A 17,110-nucleotide genomic window follows, 5' to 3' on the forward strand; every position below is an offset into this window, starting at 1 on the left:
CCGCCGCTGGTGCAGCGTTTGCAGCGAAGACAGGATTATATAGCGGTTTTCACAACGAATGCAACATATTTTATTGCATTTACCGTGATTCACAACATAATCCCTCACCCAAAAGAAAAACCCGCATGGTGGGTGCACCATGCGGGTTTAGTTTTGGCGGAGTGGACGGGACTCGAACCCGCGACCCCCGGCGTGACAGGCCGGTATTCTAACCGACTGAACTACCACTCCTTAGTCGGCTGCCGGCTCAAGCTATTGCTTGAGACGACATGCTGGACGTCTGATTACGCCCTGCTGTTATGGCGTCCCCTAGGGGATTCGAACCCCTGTACTCACCGTGAAAGGGTGATGTCCTAGGCCTCTAGACGAAGGGGACAGAAACTTGTCTTTCAACATGTTCCGTCTGGCACCAACCGATACTGCCTGACTGACGCCTGAATCTTGGTGGAGCTAAGCGGGATCGAACCGCTGACCTCTTGCATGCCATGCAAGCGCTCTCCCAGCTGAGCTATAGCCCCATGGTACTTCCATTTACCGCAACTTGCTGTGTTTTCGCTCGAATTAACTACCGTTTCAAGCGAAGCCAAGATTATATATGAATCATTAATCTTTGCAAGTTCCCGTTTCAGCTTTTTTCGCCTGCCCTGCCCTTCAATAATCCGGCCAGAGAAAACGAGGATCCTTGCGGATCCGCCGGCCCGCTTGGTTGCTTTGTTAGCCGCCGCGCTGCAGGGAGAACGAGATTATGCGCAAGTCCTCGCCGAAGCGCAAGCCCCGGCGCGGACTTTTTTTGCGCCTTTTCAGGCAGCCTTCAGCCCGCGGCAGCCAGGCGGCGCAGCACCGTGTCGCGGCCGAACAGTTCCAGTACCGCGTCGATGCTCGGCGTCTGCGGTTGCCCCGCCACCAGCAGCCGCACCGGCATGGCCAGCTTGGGCATCTTCAGGCCGAACTCCGCCAGCACGGCCTTGAAGGTGGCGCTGATCTCTTCGCGGGTCCACGCCGGCAGCGCGGCCAGCCGGGTCGACAGTGCGGCCAGCGCCGGCTGGATTTCCGGGGTGAGGTGTTCCGCCTTGAGCGCGGCATCGGCCTGCGGCTCGCCGCGATAGAACAGCAACGCGGCCTGCGCGACTTCCTTCAGCGTGTTGGCGCGGTCCTTCACCAGCGCGATCACGCCGACCAGGTCGGCCCCCTCCACCTTGCCGCCCAGCGCCTCGATAAAGGGCTGCGTCAGCGTGGCCAGGCGCTGGTTGTCGCCAGCCTTGATGTAGTGGTTGTTGAGCCAGGCCAGTTTCTCCGGGTTGTACTGGGCGGGCGACTTGCCGAGGTGTTCCAGGTCGAACCACTCGACGAACTGCTCGCGCGAGAAGATCTCGGCATCGCCGTGGGCCCAGCCCAGCCGCGCCAGGTAGTTCAGCACCGCTTCCGGCAGGTAGCCCTCGTCGCGATACCCGGTCACGCTCATCGCCCCATGGCGCTTGCTCATCTTCTCGCCCTGCTCGTTTAGCACGGTCGGCAGGTGGGCATAGACCGGGGGCGTGCCGCCCAGCGCGCGGATGATGTTGATCTGGCGCGGCGTGTTGTTGACGTGGTCGTCGCCGCGGATCACGTGGGTGATCCGCATATCGAGATCGTCCACCACCACGCAGAAGTTGTAGGTGGGCGTGCCGTCGGGGCGCGCGATCACCAGGTCGTCGAGCTCGTCATTGGCAATCTCGATGCGGCCCTTGACCGCGTCGTCCCACACCACGCTGCCGCCGATGGGGTTCCTGAAGCGGATCACCGGGTCCACGCCGGCCGGCGGTTCGGGCAGCACCTTGCCCGGCTCCGGCCGCCAGAAGCCGTTGTAGCGCGGCTTCTCGCCACGCTCACGCTGCGCTTCGCGCAGCGCATCCAGTTCGGCCGTGCTCATGTAGCAGCGGTAGGCCAGCCCGGCCTCGACCATCTGCGCCACCACCTCGCGATAGCGGTCCATGCGCTGCATCTGGTAGAACGGCCCTTCGTCGATATCCAGCTCCAGCCAGGCCATGCTTTCGAGGATCACGTCGACCGCTTCCTGCGACGAGCGCTCGACGTCGGTGTCCTCGATGCGCAGGATGAAGTCGCCCTGCATGCGGCGGGCAAAAGCCCAGGGATAGAGCGCGGAGCGGATGTTGCCGAGATGGATGAAGCCGGTCGGGCTCGGCGCAAAGCGGGTGCGGACGCGTTGAGTCATGGTCAGGGGAAAACAAGAAAGCCCGCGCGCCGCGGCGCGCAGGCTGGTGTATGTGCGGGCCCTGCATTATACCAACGCGTATTGCGTGGCCTCGCCACCCTGCCCCGTCCCGCAGCGCGCCCCGGCGCCGCGCGGAATCATTTATGCTTGCGCCGGTCTGAGGTGTGGCCGGCAGCCAGGCCGGGCGACGCGAACGTGGCTGGCAAAGCACCCGCAGCGCATCGCCGCCGTCCGGTCCCACCTTGTTACCGATTCCCCGCTGCATGCAACGACGTCATTTTCTCGGCATCTCCGCCGCCGCCCTGCTGGCGGGCTGCGCCTTCGGCCCACGCCCCGCGCCACCGGTCGCGGCCACGCCGCCCACGCCACCCACCCCGCGGCCCATCAGGATCGGGCTGGCGCTGGGCGGCGGCGCCGCGCGCGGCTTTGCCCATATCGGCGTGATCAAGGCACTCGAGGCCCAGGGCATCCGCGCCGACCTGGTCACCGGCACCAGCGCCGGCGCGGTGGTGGCGGCGCTGTACGCCAGCGGGCTCAATGGCTTCGAGCTGAACAAGCTGGCCCTGACCATGGACGAGGCCGCCATTGCCGACTGGGCGCTGCCGTTCGGCACCCGCTTCGGCGGCTGGCTCAAGGGTGAGGCGCTGCAGAACTACGTCAACCGGCTGGTGCAGAACCGCCCCATCGAAGCCATGAAGCTGCCGCTGGGCATCGTCGCCACCGACCTCAAGAGCGGCGACAAGATCCTGTTCCGGCGCGGCAATACGGGCCAGGCCGTGCGCGCTTCCAGCAGCGTGCCGGGCGTGTTTCAGCCGGTTTCGATCCAGGGGCACGACTATGTCGATGGCGGCCTGGTCGAGCCGGTGCCGGTGGATTCCGCGCGCAGCATGGGCGCGGACTTTGTCATTGCGGTCAATATCTCGGCCGACCCGTCGGCACAGCAGCACGCCGGCCAGAGCGGCGTGCTGCTGCAGACCACCGCGATCATGGGCCAGTCGATCAACAAGATGGCGCTGGCGCGCGCCGACGTGGTGATCCGGCCCGAGCTGCCCGACATGGGCGGCAGCGACTTCAACGCGCGCAACCGCGCCGTGCTGGCGGGCGAACAGGCCACCGCGGCGGTCATGGCGACGCTGCGCCAGCGGCTGGAACAGGCCCGGCTGGCGCCGGCCGGCAAGGTCGCGGCGCAGTAGCCGCGCCGGCGCTGCTGCGGAAAACAAAAAAGGACTGCCGCAGCAGTCCTTTTTTGCTTGACGCGTCGCCAGCCGTCAGCCGCCGTACATCGACGCGCGCGCCGCCTTGGGATCGTAGCGCTTGAGCGTCTCGACCATGTCGCTCAGACCCTCGGCACTGCGTTCCTTGCCTTCGTCGATGCGGCGGGCGCCGTTGTAGCGGGTTACCCAATAGGCTGCGCGCATGTCATCGACGCGGATCTTGCTGCCGGTGGACGGCGCATGCACGAACTTGTTGTCGCCGATATAGATGCCGACATGCGAGAAGGTCTGGCGCATGGTGTTGAAGAACACCAGGTCGCCCGGACGCAGGTCGCTGGTGGCCACGGTGGTGCCGACGCGGCTGATTTCGACGGAGCGGCGCGGCAGCATGAAGCCGAAAGTGTCATGGAATACGTAGCGGACAAAGCCGCTGCAGTCCAGGCCGGATTCGGGCGTATTGCCGCCGAAGCGGTAACGCACGCCGATCAGGCCCAGCGCATTCATGACCAGGTCGCCGGCCTTGCTGGCGACGTTGCTGGTGGAATTCACCACCGACGACAGCAAGCCGCGCTTGCCTTCCGGATGCGCATCCGCGGCCGGAGCCGCGGACTCGATACGGGTGTCGGCATCCTTGAATACCGTATCCGCCAGCACTCCATTCGACACAGTCGCACCGCAGGCAAGGGCAAATCCGACGGCGGCGCGCGCCAGGGAATGAAGCACCGATCGCTGCATTGGTTCTCCTGTTGATCGTTCCAAAGCAAGCCCCGGCACAAGGTCCGGGGCAGCTGGGTATTGGGTGGATGTCGCGCGGACGTTTCAATGACGTCGGGCGATCATCGGGTGAACTATGGGGCCAAAGCCTACGCAACCTTCGCGCCAGGCCGTCGTGCCGGTTGCCGCACCGCAGTTGTGCGCGGCATGCGCAAATGCGCCGGGCGGACCACCCCCAAAACTAGTTCTGGCGGGATGGTAAAGGGTTGTCATTCACATGTCAAAGTTCGTTACAAATTCGACGGATTTGACTTCCGAATCAACGATATAGACCGGTTTTCGCATCTTCTTTATCGGATGAATCCCATGATTCGGTGCTAGCCGACGCGGGCCGCCACGGTCACCGCACGGCAGCAAAAAACCCTTGCCGGTTACGCTGCACCGACCTGCGCCGCCGCCATCAGCTTGCGCGTATAGGGATGCTGCGGCGCTCCAAGCACCACTTCGGTGTCGCCTGCCTCGACCACCTCGCCCGCCTTCATCACGATGACGCGGTGCGCCATGGCGCGGATCACCGCCAGGTCGTGGCTGATAAACAGGTAGCTGAGGTTGTACTTGTGCTGCAGCTGCGACAGCAGCGCCAGCACCTGCTGCTGGATCGATACGTCCAGCGCCGAGGTGGGCTCGTCCAGCACCAGGATCTGGGGCTTGAGGATCAGCACGCGGGCGATGGCAATGCGCTGGCGCTGCCCGCCCGAGAACTCGTGCGGATAGCGGCCCAGTGCGGTACGGTCGAGGCCGACCTCGCGCAGCGCCTCGATCACGCGCTGGCGCGTGGCCTCGCGCGACAGGCCGGGCTGGTGCAGCGCCAGGCCCTCGCCGACGATCTGCTCGATGGTCATGCGCGGCGCCAGCGAGCCGAACGGATCCTGGAACACCACCTGCATGCGCGCGCGCAACTTGCGCCGGTCGTCGCGGGTGGCGGCGTCGAAGCTGCGGCCCAGGAAATGGATGGTGCCCGCGCTCTTGCGCTGCAGCGCCAGCACGGTATGCGCCAGCGTGGTCTTGCCCGAACCGGACTCGCCGACGATGCCCAGGGTTTCACCCTCGCGCAGCTGGAAATCGACATCCTTGACCGCCACGAACTGGTCCTTGCCGAACCACCCGGCCAGGCCGCGGCGCTTGCGCGCATAGCTGACGCCCAGCTTGCTGGCCTCCAGCAGCACCGGCGCCAGCGGCACCAGCGGCAGCACCTCGCGGCGCGGGCGGCTGTCGATCAGCTTGCGGGTATAGGGATGCTGGGGCGCGGCGAACACGCTGGCGGTCTCGCCGGTTTCGACCAGCACGCCCTTCTCCATCACGCCGACCCGCTGCGCGAAGGCGCGCACCAGGTTGAGGTCATGGGTGATCAGCATCACCGCCATGCCGAACTCGGCCTGCAGGTCGCGCAGCAGGTCGAGGATCTGCGCGCGGATGGTCACGTCCAGCGCCGTGGTCGGCTCATCGGCCAGCAGCAGCTTGGGCCGGCACGCCAGCGCCATGGCGATCATGGCGCGCTGGCGCTGGCCGCCCGACAGCTGGTGCGGGAAGCTGTCGAAGCGATGCGCGGCATCGCTGATGCCGGTGCGCTCCAGCAGCGCGATGGCGCGCTCGCGCGCGGCGCGGCGGTCCAGGCCTTCGTGCAGCGCCAGGGTCTCGACGATCTGGTTGCCGATGGTGTACAGCGGGTTCAGTGCGGTCATCGGCTCCTGGAAGATCATCGCGATATCGGCGCCGCGGATCGCGCGCATCTCGCGGTCGGAGACCTCCAGCAGGTTCTTGCCCTCGAAACGGATCGCGCCATCGTAATAGGCGTCTTCCACCAGCCGCAGCATGGCCAGCGCCGTCACGGTCTTGCCCGAGCCCGACTCGCCCACCAGCGCATAGCGTTCGCCGGCGCGCAGGTCGAAGCTGACATCGCGCACCGCGCGGGTGGCATGCTCGCCGTGGCCGAAGGTAACCGACAGCTTGTCGACGCACATCAGCGTGGATCCCGGCGCGGGCATCGGTGCCGGCTCCACGTCCGGCAAGGTCATCGGCGATACCGTGGTCATGGCGTGGCCTCCGGTGCCGCGCCGGTGGGCGCGCCTGCGGGTACCTTGGGCTCGACACGGCCGCGCAGCGCGGCCAGCCCCAGCCGGGTATCGAAGGCATCGCGCAGCGCGTCGCCCATGAAGGTCAGCAGCAGCAGCGTCACCACCAGCACCGCGAAGGTCGACAGCGAGATCCACCACGCGTCGAGATTGGCCTTGCCCTGCGCCAGCAATTCGCCCAGGCTTGGCGTGGTGGGCGGCACGCCCAGGCCAAGGAAGTCGAGGCTGGTCAGCGCCAGGATGGCGGCGCTCATGCGGAATGGCAGGAAGGTGATCACCGGGGTCAGGCTGTTGGGCAGGATATGGCGCCACATGATCTGCACGTTGGACAGGCCCAGCGCGCGCGCGGCCTTGACGTAGTCGAGCGAGCGGTTGCGGTAGAACTCGGCGCGCACGTAGTCGGACAGGCCCATCCAGCCGAACAGCGACAGCAGGATGATCAGCAGCGCCAGGCTGGGCTCGAAGATCGAGGCGAAGATGATCAGCAGGTAGAGCTCGGGCATCGAACTCCAGATCTCGATGGCGCGTTGCGAGAACAGGTCGAAGCGCCCGCCGAAGAAGCCCATCAGCGCCCCGGTGAGCGTGCCGACCAGCACCCCGATCACGGTCAGCGCCAGCGCGAACAGCACCGATACGCGGAAGCCATACAGCAGCCGCGCCAGCACGTCGCGGCCGCGGTCGTCGGTGCCGAGCCAGTTCTCGGCCGAGGGCGGCGCCGGGTTGGGTTCCTTGGCGAAGTAGTTGAGCGAATCGTACGAATAACGGTTCAGCGGAAATACCGCGAAATTGCCGTTGGTGGTGATGCGGTCGCGGATATACGGATCCAGGTAGTCGGCCGGCGTGGGGAAATCGCCATCGAAGGTGGTTTCCGGATAGACCTTGACGATGGGGAAATACCATTCGCCCTTGTAGTGCACCACCAGCGGCCGGTTGCTCGACAGCAGCTCGGCGCCCAGGCTGAGCACGAAGATGAAGACGAAGATCACCAGGCTCCAGTAGCCGCGCCGGTTGCGGCGGAAGCGCTGCCAGGCGCGCTGGCGCGGCGAAGGCGAATGCGGCAGGCCGTTGGGTGCCGCGTGCGAGAACGGTTTCATCGGTGCAAGCCCTCGAAATGGATGCGCGGGTCCACCAGCACGTAGCAGACGTCGGAGATCAGGCGCGTGACCAGCCCGATCAGCGTGAACAGGTAGAGCGTGCCAAGCACCACCGGATAGTCGCGCCGCAGCACCGCCTCATACGAAAGCAGGCCCAGCCCGTCGAGCGAGAACAGCGTCTCGATCAGCAGCGAGCCGGTGAAGAAGGCGCCGATGAATGCCGCGGGGAAGCCGGTCACCAGCGGAATCAGCGCATTGCGGAACACATGCTTCCACAGCACGCGACGCTCGCCCAGGCCCTTGGCGCGCGCGGTCAGCACGTACTGCTTGCGGATTTCCTCGAGGAAGGCGTTCTTGGTCAGCATGGTCACGACCGCGAAGCTGCCCACCACCGACGCCGTGATCGGCAGCACCAGGTGCCACAGGTAGTCCATCACCTTGCCCATCAGCGACAGCTGCTCCCAGTTGTCGGAAGTCAGCCCGCGCAGCGGGAACCACTGCACGAAGGTGCCGCCGCCGAACACCACCAGCAGCAGCACGCCCAGCACGAAGCCGGGAATGGCATAGCCCACCAGCACGATGACGCTGGTCACCACGTCGAAGCGGCTGCCCGCCCGGATCGCCTTGGAGATGCCGAGCGGCACCGATATCAGGTAGGTCAGGAAGAAGGTCCACAGGCCCAGGCTGACCGATACCGGCAGCTTGGACTTGACCAGCTCCCACACGCTGCGGTGCTGGAAATAGCTCTGGCCCAGGTCGAACTGGGCAAAGCGCTTGAGCATCAGGAAGTAGCGCTCCAGCGGCGGCTTGTCGAAGCCGTAGAGGGCCTGGATCTCCTTGATCTTGTCGGGATCGACGCCGCGCCGCCCGCGGTATTCGGCGCCGCCGCCGCTGGCTTCGCCGGCGCCGCCGCGCCCTTTCAGCTCCATCATCATCTGTTCGACCGGACCGCCGGGCACGAACTGGATCACGACAAAGGTCAGCGTGATGACCCCGACCAGCGTCGGAATCATCAGCAGAATGCGTTTGAGCAGATAGGCAAGCATTGGGGCCGTCTCTTTCCTTGTCCGCGCTGAATACGCCAGCGCCTGAGCGCCTCAGCGGGCTTGCGCCTGCACGTCGGTGCGCCACCAGTGGCTGAGGATCCAGCCTTCCGCCGTGTAGAAATACGGCAGCCGCCCCGGGTACGCCAGCGTCTTGCGGTAGGCGACCCGGTGCGACGCGCTGTACCAGTTCGGCACGATGTAATAGCCATGCATCAGCACCCGGTCCAGCGCGCGGCCGGCAGTGACCAGCTCCTGGCGGGTATCGGCGCGCAGCACGTTGTCCACCAGCTTGTCGACCGCCGGCGACTTCAGCCCGAACAGGTTGTCCGAGCCCGGCGTGCCGGCGGCCTCGCTGGAGAAGCGGTCGCGCAGTTCGTTGCCCGGGCTTTGCGAATCGGGGAAGCGGATCGACACCATGTCGAAGTCGAAGTCTTCGAGCCGCTTCTGGTAGAGCGCGAAATCCGTGGTGCGCTGGTGCACCTGGATGCCGAGCTTCTCGAGGTTGCGCACGTAGGTGGTGATCACGCGGCTCATGGCGCCGCCGTCGTCGAGGAACTCGAACACCAGCGGCTCGCCCTTGGCATTGCGCAGCGCGCCGTCGGTATAGGTCCAGCCGGCCTGGGCCAGCAGGCGCCGCGCCAGGCGCAGGTTGTCGCGCAGCGAGCGTGGCGGCGCGGTGCTGGGCTGGACCACGTCGGGGCCGAACACCTCTGGCGGCAGCTGCGCGCGCAGCGGTTCGAGCAACTGCAGTTCGCCGGGTCCGGGACGGCCATCGAAGGTGGAGCTGGCCGACAGTTCGCTGTTGGAGAACCAGCTGTCCAGGCGCTTGTAGGCGCCATAGAACAGCTGCCGGTTGAGCCATTCGAAATCCAGCGCGAGGATCAGCGCCTGGCGTACGCGCACGTCCTGGAACACCGGCTTGCGCAGGTTCATGACATAGCCCTGCATGCCGGCGCCGTTGCGGTGCGGGAATTCGGTCTTGAGCAGCTCGCCGTTGCGAAAGCGCGTGCCCTGGTAGCTCTTGGCCCAGTTCTTGGCCTTGTATTCGACGATGGCGTCGAACTCGCCGGCCTTGAAGGCCTCGAGCCGGGCGGTCTCGTCCTTGTACAGGCGGTAGACCACGCGCGCGAAATTGAAGGTGCCGCGCCGCACCGCAAGGTCCTTGCCCCAGTACTTCGGGTCGCGCTGGAAGATGATGCCGCGGCCGGCGTCGAAACGCTCGATCAGGTAGGGGCCGCTGGTCACCGGCGGCTCGAAGGTCAGCTTCTCGAACGGCACCTTGGCGGTCCATTTGCGCGAGAACACCGGCAGCGAGCCGACGATCAGCGGCAGCTCGCGGTTGCGCTGCTTGAAGTCGAAGCGCACGGCGCGCTCGCCGGTCACGACCACCGCCTTCACGTCGGTGCACATGCTGCGATAGCCGGGGCTCGAGGCCTTGCTCATCAGCATGTCGTAGGAGTACTTGACGTCCGAGGCCAGCACCGGATCGCCATTGGAAAAACGCGCCTGCGGGCGGATCGTGAACGTGACCGACAGCTCGTCGGGCGCCACCGTGACGTCCTCGGCCAGCAGGCCGTAGGCGCTGGCGCTTTCGTCGGCGCTGCTGATCAGCAGCGATTCGAACATGAGCGCGTTCAGGCCCGGGGCCGAGGTGCCCTTGAGCGTGAACGGGTTGAACTTGTCGAAACTGGTGCGCCGGTCAGGATTAGCGAGCGTCAGCGTGCCGCCGACCGGCGCGTTGGGATTGGCGTAATCGAAGTGCGAGAAATTCGGCTGGTACTTGAGGTCCCCATGCAGCGCAAAGCCATGCGCCGCCCATGCCGGATCAGAAAAGAGCGAGACCCCCGCCGCCAGCGCCAGCGCCGGCGCCAGCTTCATTGCCGCCCAACCACGCAGTACTGCATCCCGCCGGAAGCACTGCCATGCCACCTGAAGCGGCCAACGTGCTTGAATAGGCATCCTGTTGGATTCCTCCACTGTCACCTGTGGGGCCCGGCGTTCTGCGGCCGGGCCAAGTATGAGACAATTTTACATGCGTCCGGGGTGGCCCCAGCCATCCGGACATTCCCTCTGCGCGGCGCAATAAAAGGGCCGCAGGACAGCCCGGCACCCGCACCGCCGCACGGCGGACGCACGAAGCGTGCCTGATACACCACCTTGGAGAATTTATGGGATTTCTGGCAGGTAAGCGGATCCTGATCACCGGCTTGCTTTCGAACCGCTCGATCGCCTACGGCATTGCCTCGGCGTGCAAGCGCGAAGGCGCCGAACTGGCCTTCACCTACGTCGGCGAACGGTTCAAGGACCGGATCAGCGACTTTGCCAAGGAATTCGGCAGCGACCTGGTGTTCGAATGCGACGTCGGCAGCGACGAGCAGATTGCCGCCACCTTTGCCGCACTGGGCCAGCGCTGGGAGAAGTTCGACGGCCTGGTGCATTCGATCGGCTTCGCGCCGCGTGAGGCGATTGCCGGCGATTTCCTCGACGGCCTGTCGCGCGAAGGCTTCCGCATCGCCCACGACATTTCCGCGTACAGCTTCCCGGCACTGGCCAAGGCCGCCCTGCCGCTGCTGTCGGACAAGGCCTCGCTGCTGACGCTGACCTACCTGGGTGCCGAACGCGTGGTCCCCAACTACAACACCATGGGCCTGGCCAAGGCCTCGCTGGAAGCGAGCGTGCGCTACCTGGCCGCCTCGGTCGGCCCGCGCGGGATCCGTGCCAACGGCATCTCGGCCGGCCCGATCAAGACCCTGGCCGCTTCCGGCATCAAGGGCTTCGGCAAGCTGCTCGGCCATTTCGAGCAAGCCGCGCCGCTGCGCCGCAATGTCACCATCGAAGAAGTCGGCAACGTCGCGGCCTTCCTGCTGTCGGACCTCGCCAGCGGCGTGACGGGTGAGATCACCTATGTCGACGGCGGCTTCAACGTGGTCGGCGCGAGCGTCGCGGACGCGGAATAAATCCGCCGCCGGCAACATGCGCAGTAAAAAGGGGGTGCCGGTATGGCACCCCCTTTTTACTTGGGATCCGACGCGGCGCGCACGCCCGCGTGCTACGCCGCGGCGGGGACGCGCCGCTCCATGCTCAGCATCGACCAGGCATAGATCACCAGCCCGCCGAGCGCCAGCAGCAGGCCGACCCAGCCGGTCGATTCCCAGCCAAAGCCGGCCGCAATGGTCAGCCCGCCCAGCCACGCGCCCAGCGCATTGGCCAGATTGAAGGCCGAATGGTTGAGGGCCGCGGCCAGCGTCTGGGCATCGCCGGCGACGTCCATCAGCCGGATCTGCAGCGCCGGGCCCAGCGCCACGGCGGTGCCCACCAGCAGCACATTGAAGGCCGCCAGCCACGCATGCGACGCGGTAAGGGTAAAGGCGCCCAGCACCAGCGCGGTCCACGCCAGCACCCCGCCCACCGTGGGCATCAGCGCCTTGTCGGCCAGCCTGGCACCAGCGAGGTTGCCCGCCACCATGCCGATGCCGAACAGCGCCAGCACCACCGGGATGCCGGCCGCCGGCATGTGCGCCAGCTCCAGCATGGTCGGCTTGATATAGCTGAACACCGAGAACATGCCGCCAAACCCGATCGCGCCGATGCCCAGCGTCAGCCACACCTGCTTGCGCGCGAGCGCCGACAGCTCGCGCAGCGGGCTGGCACGCCGGTCGGCCGGCACGAACGGCACCCAGCGCCATACCAGCAGCGCCGTCAGCGCGCCAAGCGCGCCCACGATGACGAAGGCCGAACGCCAGCCCAGCCAGGTGCCGACCGCGGCGGCGATCGGCACGCCGACCAGCGTGGCGGTGGTCAGGCCCAGCATCACCAGACCCACCGCCTGCGCGCGCCGCTCGCGCGGCACCAGGCTGGCCGCGACCAGCGCCGCTACGCCGAAGTACGTACCGTGCGGAAAGCCCGTAAGCAGGCGCGCCACCATCATCGACAGGTATGACGGCGCCAGCGCGCTGGCGATATTGCCGGCGGCAAACACCGCCATCAGGGCGATCAGCAGGTTGCGCCGCGGCCAGCGTGCGCCCAGCACTGCCAGCAACGGGGCGCCAACGACCACGCCGAGCGCATAGGCGCTGATCAGGTGGCCGGCTTGCGGGATCGAGATGCCGAGGTCGGTCGCGGCGTCGGGCAGCAGGCCCATGATGACGAACTCGCCGGTGCCGATGGCGAAGCTGCCGACGCCGAGCGCCAGCAACGGCAGCGGACCGGACGGGTTGTGAGCGCGGGAAGACGGGGAAGCATCGGCGCCGCGGTCAGGATCCGCGGCGGATTGTGCATGTGGGGCGGCCATGTACAGGATTTGCAGGGTTCAACGAAATGCCGCCCGCTGACGGGCGAGGTAGTCCTCGCCTCTGCTCGATCCAGCGTGCTCCTGTGCGGCGCGCAGGCCGTATTGTGCGGCAAAAACGCGAATCCTGCCGGCACCTCGCCGGCACCTCGCCGGCACCTCGCCGACACCTCGGCGGAACCAGGCCGGGGCGCGGCAATCTGGCGCTATGGCCCGCCGTCCCGTCCCGGCCCGGCCAGGTTGTACTTGACCACGTCCAGCACTGCCGCGGTCATCACGGAACTGGAGACACCGAACATCAGGATGCCGTTGGCCGCCTCCAGCGGCCCCAGCAGTCGCCACGTGGGCGACATGACGATATCTCCGTAGCCCAGCGTGGCAAAGTTGACTCCCGAGTGATACAGCGCCGTAGCAAAATCGCCGAACTCGCCCAGCACCATGAAGAGCATGGCCCAGATCGCCATCTGGACGAAGTTGCCGAACAGGGTCATCACCATCACCACCGTCAGCAGCAGGATCTCCTGGCCCATCGATATGCCTGCCTGCCGCGCATGCTTGAAGCGTACGTAGTAGCGCAGGCAGACGGCCACAAACACCGCCTGCAACAGCAGGCAGACCAGCATCACGGGTAGGCCGACCGCCAGGTTGTGCAGCATGATCGCCCCCTTCAGCCGGACCACTGCCGCGCGCCGCGCGGCTGGTCGAGCCACGCGACCATCAGCCACGCATACAACGTAACGCCGACAAACAGGCCCATGCGCACGGCAAAGGCGATGTAGATGTCTTTCCCGGCGGCGCTGTCCTGCACGGACTGGCCCAGCAGGATGATCAGCGTCACCAGGGTATTGACCCAAAAGCCTGGCGGGTACCGCGAGGGGCTCAGGCCATACAGCTTGCGCCCCAGCAATAGGCCGAACAGCAGCATCCACAGGAAATACATCCACAAATGCACGAACAGGCTGAGCGCGCCCCAGAACAGGACCGCCAGCACACCGCCAAGCAGGGTCGAGCCCAGCAGTTCCCGCCCCGCGCCGCGGGCCGAGGTAGTGCAGGTTTGCCGGCCCAGCGTCGCCGCCTTCATGATGATCGGCAGGTACGCCGCGGGATCGTTCAGCGTCAGCAGGAATGCCGGCATGACCACCAGCGCGGCGCGCAGTGCAATCCGGGCGGCCTGGTCTTCCGGCAGGTCCGCCGGTGCGGGCGGGGCGCTTGCGCCAGCGGGTTCGGGAAACAGCCAGTGCCCAAGCGCCAGCGCCACCAGGGCGACCAGCAGCCCCTTGACCAGCGCTTCGATGACCGTGACCGCCAGGCCGAAATCAACGGTGCCCGCCGCTGAAATCATGGTCAGCCCCACCACCAGGAAGGTCGACACCAGGCCGTTGCCGCCGCGCAATCCGTAGCGAAAGGCCAGGAACAGGAGCAGGCCGACCAGCAGCACGCCGCTGGCGGGGTAATAGCGCAGCAGGGGGACCAGCAGCAGGCCGGTGCCCGTGGTGAGCATTACCACCAGCGCCAGGCCCAGCCCGGCCCGGGGCGACATCGGGCGGTTGAGGGTGGCCAGCAGGAACACCCCTAGCACCGGCGCGACCATGGGCACCGGCAGGGCCAGTCCAAAGCTGGTCGCCAGGCACAGCGCCGTGCCGCTGGCCAGGCGCAGGCAACGCTGGCTACGTGGATCGCGCGCGGGCAATGCCGGCGCCCGGCTGTCAGTAGACATAGGATAGCCAGCTCATCAGGTACAGGAACAACCGGCCAAGCGGATTGAGCGGATTGCCCTCGGTCGGAAACGCCATGACTTCGGCCTGCCCGCCCACGCGAATGCCGCGCAGCGCGGCCAGCTCGCCGCGGTCGAACTCGACAATGACCGGGAAGCGTTGCGCCGGGCGCAGCCAGTCACGACTGTTCTGCACCGTCGGCAAGCTGCCCGGCGGCGTGCTCGGACCGACGTTGACGCCGTAGCCGACGCTGCGCACCCGGCCTTCGAAGACCCTGCCCGGCAAGACGTCCAGCACGATGGCAACCGGCGTGCCGGCCTCGACACGGCCGAGGTTGTTTTCGGTCATTTCGGCGCTGACCCAGACATCATGGATGGCGATCAGCGTCATGACCGGATTGCCGGCCGCGGCGAACTGGCCGACATCGGTGCGCAGGTCGGTGACCAGCCCGGCGGCGCGCGCCCGCACCTGCGTATTGGCTAGGTCCAGTTCGGCTTTTTCCAGCGCCGAGGCGGCGCTGCGCAGCTTGGCGTTGTCTTCGTCGCTGCCGCCCTGCTGCTCGCGCGCACGCTGGACCTCGGCCCTGGCGGCGGCGACCTGGCTGACGGCCTGCTCCAGGCTGGCGCGCGCCATCTCGAGGCGCCGCAGCGAGATGGTGCCGGGGTCCTCGCTGTACAGCCGCTCCAGACGCTCGCTATCCTGCCGCGCCTTGACTTCGTTGGCACGGGCCGCGCGCAGCGACGCCTGCGCCGACTCGATGCCTGCCGTGCTGGCGCCGATCTGCCGGCGCGTCGACTCCAGCTCGGCGCGGGCACGGTCCACCGCGATGCGGTATTGCTGCGGATCCACCTCGAACAGCACCGTGCCCGCCGCCACGTCCTGGTTGTTGCGCACATGCACCTTGGTCACGCGGCCGGACACTTCCGCGGCCACCGGCACCACGAAGGCCTGCAGCCGCGCCTGTTGCGTGTATGGGGTCAGGCGGTCGGCCAGCAGGTACCAGGCGAGGCTGAGCACAATTAGCAGCAGCACCCAGCGCACGCCCTTCTTTGACGTGTCGGCTGCGGGCGGCGGCGGCGGCGGCGGCGGCGGCGCGGGGGTCGGCGTAACCGTCGGCGCCGCGGAGGGCTGGGGGGTGTCGTTCATCGGCACTCGCTCAGGGTTTACCGTTGCCTGACGGGGAAGCCGGCGCCGGCCCTGGCTCGTCCAGCAGGGTGCCCCAGTCAGTACGTTGGCGCATCTGCTCGCGCGTGGCGGGGTCGAGCAGCGGCTGCTCGCTGGACCAGCCACCGCCGAGCGCCTTGTACACGGCGATCAGGTCGCTGACGGCGTTGCTGCGGTTGACCACGTAGGCGTCCTGCTGGGCCGCCAGCGCGCGCTGTGCCTCCAGCACGCGCTGGAAGTCCGAATAGCCCTCGCGGTAAAGCGCGTTGGCCAGCGTCAGCGAGCGCCTCGCGGCCAGCGCGCTGTCGCGCAGGATCTGCTCGCGCTCCAGCGCCTTGATCAGCGCGCTCGCGGCATCGTCGGCTTCGCGCGCCGCCTGCCGCACGGCATCCTGGTAGGCAACGATCAGCTGCTGCAGCCGGGCATCCTGCACGCGCACGGTGTTCTTGATGCGGCCATAGTCGAACACGTTCCAGCGCAAGGCCGGCCCGCCGGCCAGCACGAGGCTGTTGGGCGTGCCCGCCAGCGTGCTGGCGGACCAGACGATGCTGCCGAGGAGCGTCAGCGACGGATACAGATCGGCTTCGGCCACGCCAACCAGCGCCGATTGCGCGGCGATCTGCAGCTCGGCGGCGCGGATATCCGGACGGCGTTGCAGCAGGCTGGCCGGCACGTCCTGCAGCACGGCGCGATCGAGCAGCGGAATCACGCCTTCCTGGCCGGACAGTTCCGGCAAATCCGGCAAGGGTCCCGGCGGGCGGCCAATCAGCACCGCCAGGGCATTGCGGGTGCGCGCGATCTGGCTTTCGAATTCGGGGATGGTACTGAGGGTGCCCAGGTACTGGGTCTTCGCTTGTTGCAGGTCGAGCTCGTCGGTCTCGCCGCTCTTGAACAGGCGCTCGGTGATTTCCAGGCTGCGCCGCTGCAGCGCCGCGTTGGCGCGGGCAATGCGCAGGCGTGCCTCGGCCGTGCGCAAGGCAAAGTAGGTCTCCGCCACCTGGGCGCGCAGCAGCACCAGCACATCGTCACGGTTGGCGCGGGCCGCAAAGTAGGCGGCATCGGCGGATTCGATGGCGCGGCTGAAGCGCCCCCAGAAATCCAGCTCCCAGCCGATATCGAACCCTGCGCTGTATTGCCAGAAGCGACTGTTCTGCGGGTTGCGGCCGCCGGCCTGCCGCCGGTCCGTGTACAGGACATCGGCGCTCGCCTGCTGCAACTGCGGGAAGCGCCCGCTGCGCGCGATGCCCAGTTGGGCACGCGCTTCCATCACGCGCAGGCCGGCGATCTTGAGGCCGGCATTGTGCGCGTCGGCTGCGGCGATCAGGCGTTCGAGCGCCGGGTCGCCGAAGACCTGCCACCACTCGCGGATGTCGGGCAACGCCCGCTGCACGGTGGCCTGATCGAGTGCCGGGCTGCGCCACTGCTGCGTCCACGGTTCCTGCTGTGGCTGAAAATCCGGCCCGAGGCGCGCGCAGCCCCCCACGCAGCAGGCGGCCAGCAATGCGCGCAGACGATGGCTCCGGCGCGGCAT

Annotated in this window: 13 protein-coding genes and 3 tRNA genes; 2 read left to right on the forward strand and 14 right to left on the reverse strand. The window is 67.0% G+C overall.

Annotated elements, in window-relative coordinates:
- Nucleotides 1-154 precede the first annotated feature (154 nt).
- From A3AG_RS0123680 to gltX, 4 genes are all read right to left on the reverse strand, one after another.
- Nucleotides 155-231 (reverse strand) — tRNA-Asp (locus tag A3AG_RS0123680).
- 69 nt (nt 232-300) lie between these two features.
- A tRNA-Glu gene (locus A3AG_RS0123685) sits at nt 301-376 on the reverse strand.
- A gap of 66 nt (nt 377-442) precedes the next feature.
- Nucleotides 443-518 (reverse strand) — tRNA-Ala (locus tag A3AG_RS0123690).
- Between the two features lie 293 nt (nt 519-811).
- Entirely contained in the window at nt 812-2,212 is a 1,401-nt protein-coding gene (gene gltX / locus A3AG_RS0123695; RefSeq protein ID WP_018007800.1) for a glutamate--tRNA ligase, read from the reverse strand.
- Nucleotides 2,213-2,475: 263 nt separating this feature from the next.
- Here gltX and A3AG_RS0123700 point away from each other — a divergent pair, with 263 nt between their 5' ends.
- Nucleotides 2,476-3,405 carry a patatin-like phospholipase family protein gene (locus A3AG_RS0123700; RefSeq protein WP_018007801.1) on the forward strand — a complete coding sequence of 310 codons (930 nt, stop codon included), beginning with the start codon at nt 2,476-2,478 and terminating at the stop codon, nt 3,403-3,405.
- 75 nt (nt 3,406-3,480) lie between these two features.
- On the opposite strand, the gene A3AG_RS0123705 is transcribed toward A3AG_RS0123700, so the two are convergent.
- From A3AG_RS0123705 to A3AG_RS0123725, 5 genes are all read right to left on the reverse strand, one after another.
- Complete coding sequence (locus tag A3AG_RS0123705; protein ID WP_018007802.1) at nt 3,481-4,161, reverse strand: C40 family peptidase; 681 nt, start codon at nt 4,159-4,161, stop codon at nt 3,481-3,483.
- 410 nt (nt 4,162-4,571) lie between these two features.
- Nucleotides 4,572-6,185 (reverse strand): ABC transporter ATP-binding protein, encoded by a 1,614-nt coding sequence (locus A3AG_RS0123710; RefSeq protein WP_370866986.1) that lies wholly within the window; start codon nt 6,183-6,185, stop codon nt 4,572-4,574.
- Nucleotides 6,186-6,229: 44 nt separating this feature from the next.
- Nucleotides 6,230-7,366 (reverse strand): ABC transporter permease, encoded by a 1,137-nt coding sequence (locus tag A3AG_RS0123715; RefSeq protein ID WP_012353203.1) that lies wholly within the window; start codon nt 7,364-7,366, stop codon nt 6,230-6,232.
- Complete coding sequence (locus tag A3AG_RS0123720; protein ID WP_018007804.1) at nt 7,363-8,412, reverse strand: microcin C ABC transporter permease YejB; 1,050 nt, start codon at nt 8,410-8,412, stop codon at nt 7,363-7,365. The genes A3AG_RS0123715 and A3AG_RS0123720 overlap by 4 nt, the downstream gene beginning before the upstream one ends.
- A gap of 51 nt (nt 8,413-8,463) precedes the next feature.
- Nucleotides 8,464-10,371, reverse strand: coding sequence for an extracellular solute-binding protein (locus A3AG_RS0123725; RefSeq protein WP_018007805.1), 1,908 nt, complete (start codon nt 10,369-10,371; stop codon nt 8,464-8,466).
- A 209-nt stretch (nt 10,372-10,580) separates the two neighbouring features.
- Here A3AG_RS0123725 and fabI point away from each other — a divergent pair, with 209 nt between their 5' ends.
- Nucleotides 10,581-11,369, forward strand: a complete 789-nt coding sequence (gene fabI / locus A3AG_RS0123730) for an enoyl-ACP reductase FabI (RefSeq protein WP_018007806.1) — start codon at nt 10,581-10,583, stop codon at nt 11,367-11,369.
- 92 nt (nt 11,370-11,461) lie between these two features.
- Here fabI and A3AG_RS0123735 read toward each other — a convergent pair whose 3' ends face one another.
- From A3AG_RS0123735 to A3AG_RS0123755, 5 genes are all read right to left on the reverse strand, one after another.
- Entirely contained in the window at nt 11,462-12,703 is a 1,242-nt protein-coding gene (locus tag A3AG_RS0123735) for an MFS transporter (RefSeq protein WP_018007807.1), read from the reverse strand.
- Between the two features lie 203 nt (nt 12,704-12,906).
- Entirely contained in the window at nt 12,907-13,356 is a 450-nt protein-coding gene (locus A3AG_RS0123740) for an ion channel (protein WP_026164432.1), read from the reverse strand.
- Between the two features lie 11 nt (nt 13,357-13,367).
- Entirely contained in the window at nt 13,368-14,417 is a 1,050-nt protein-coding gene (locus A3AG_RS0123745; protein ID WP_018007809.1) for a DUF2955 domain-containing protein, read from the reverse strand.
- Nucleotides 14,407-15,561, reverse strand: a complete 1,155-nt coding sequence (locus A3AG_RS0123750) for an HlyD family secretion protein (RefSeq protein ID WP_018007810.1) — start codon at nt 15,559-15,561, stop codon at nt 14,407-14,409. Before A3AG_RS0123750 ends, A3AG_RS0123745 begins: the two co-directional genes overlap by 11 nt.
- Before the next feature lie 10 nt (nt 15,562-15,571).
- The gene (locus A3AG_RS0123755) at nt 15,572-17,110 is read right to left on the reverse strand and encodes an efflux transporter outer membrane subunit (protein WP_018007811.1); all 1,539 of its coding nucleotides are present in this window, start codon (nt 17,108-17,110) and stop codon (nt 15,572-15,574) included.

Origin of the sequence: Cupriavidus neocaledonicus (genome assembly GCF_000372525.1) — a bacterium.
Taxonomy (GTDB): domain Bacteria; phylum Pseudomonadota; class Gammaproteobacteria; order Burkholderiales; family Burkholderiaceae; genus Cupriavidus; species Cupriavidus neocaledonicus.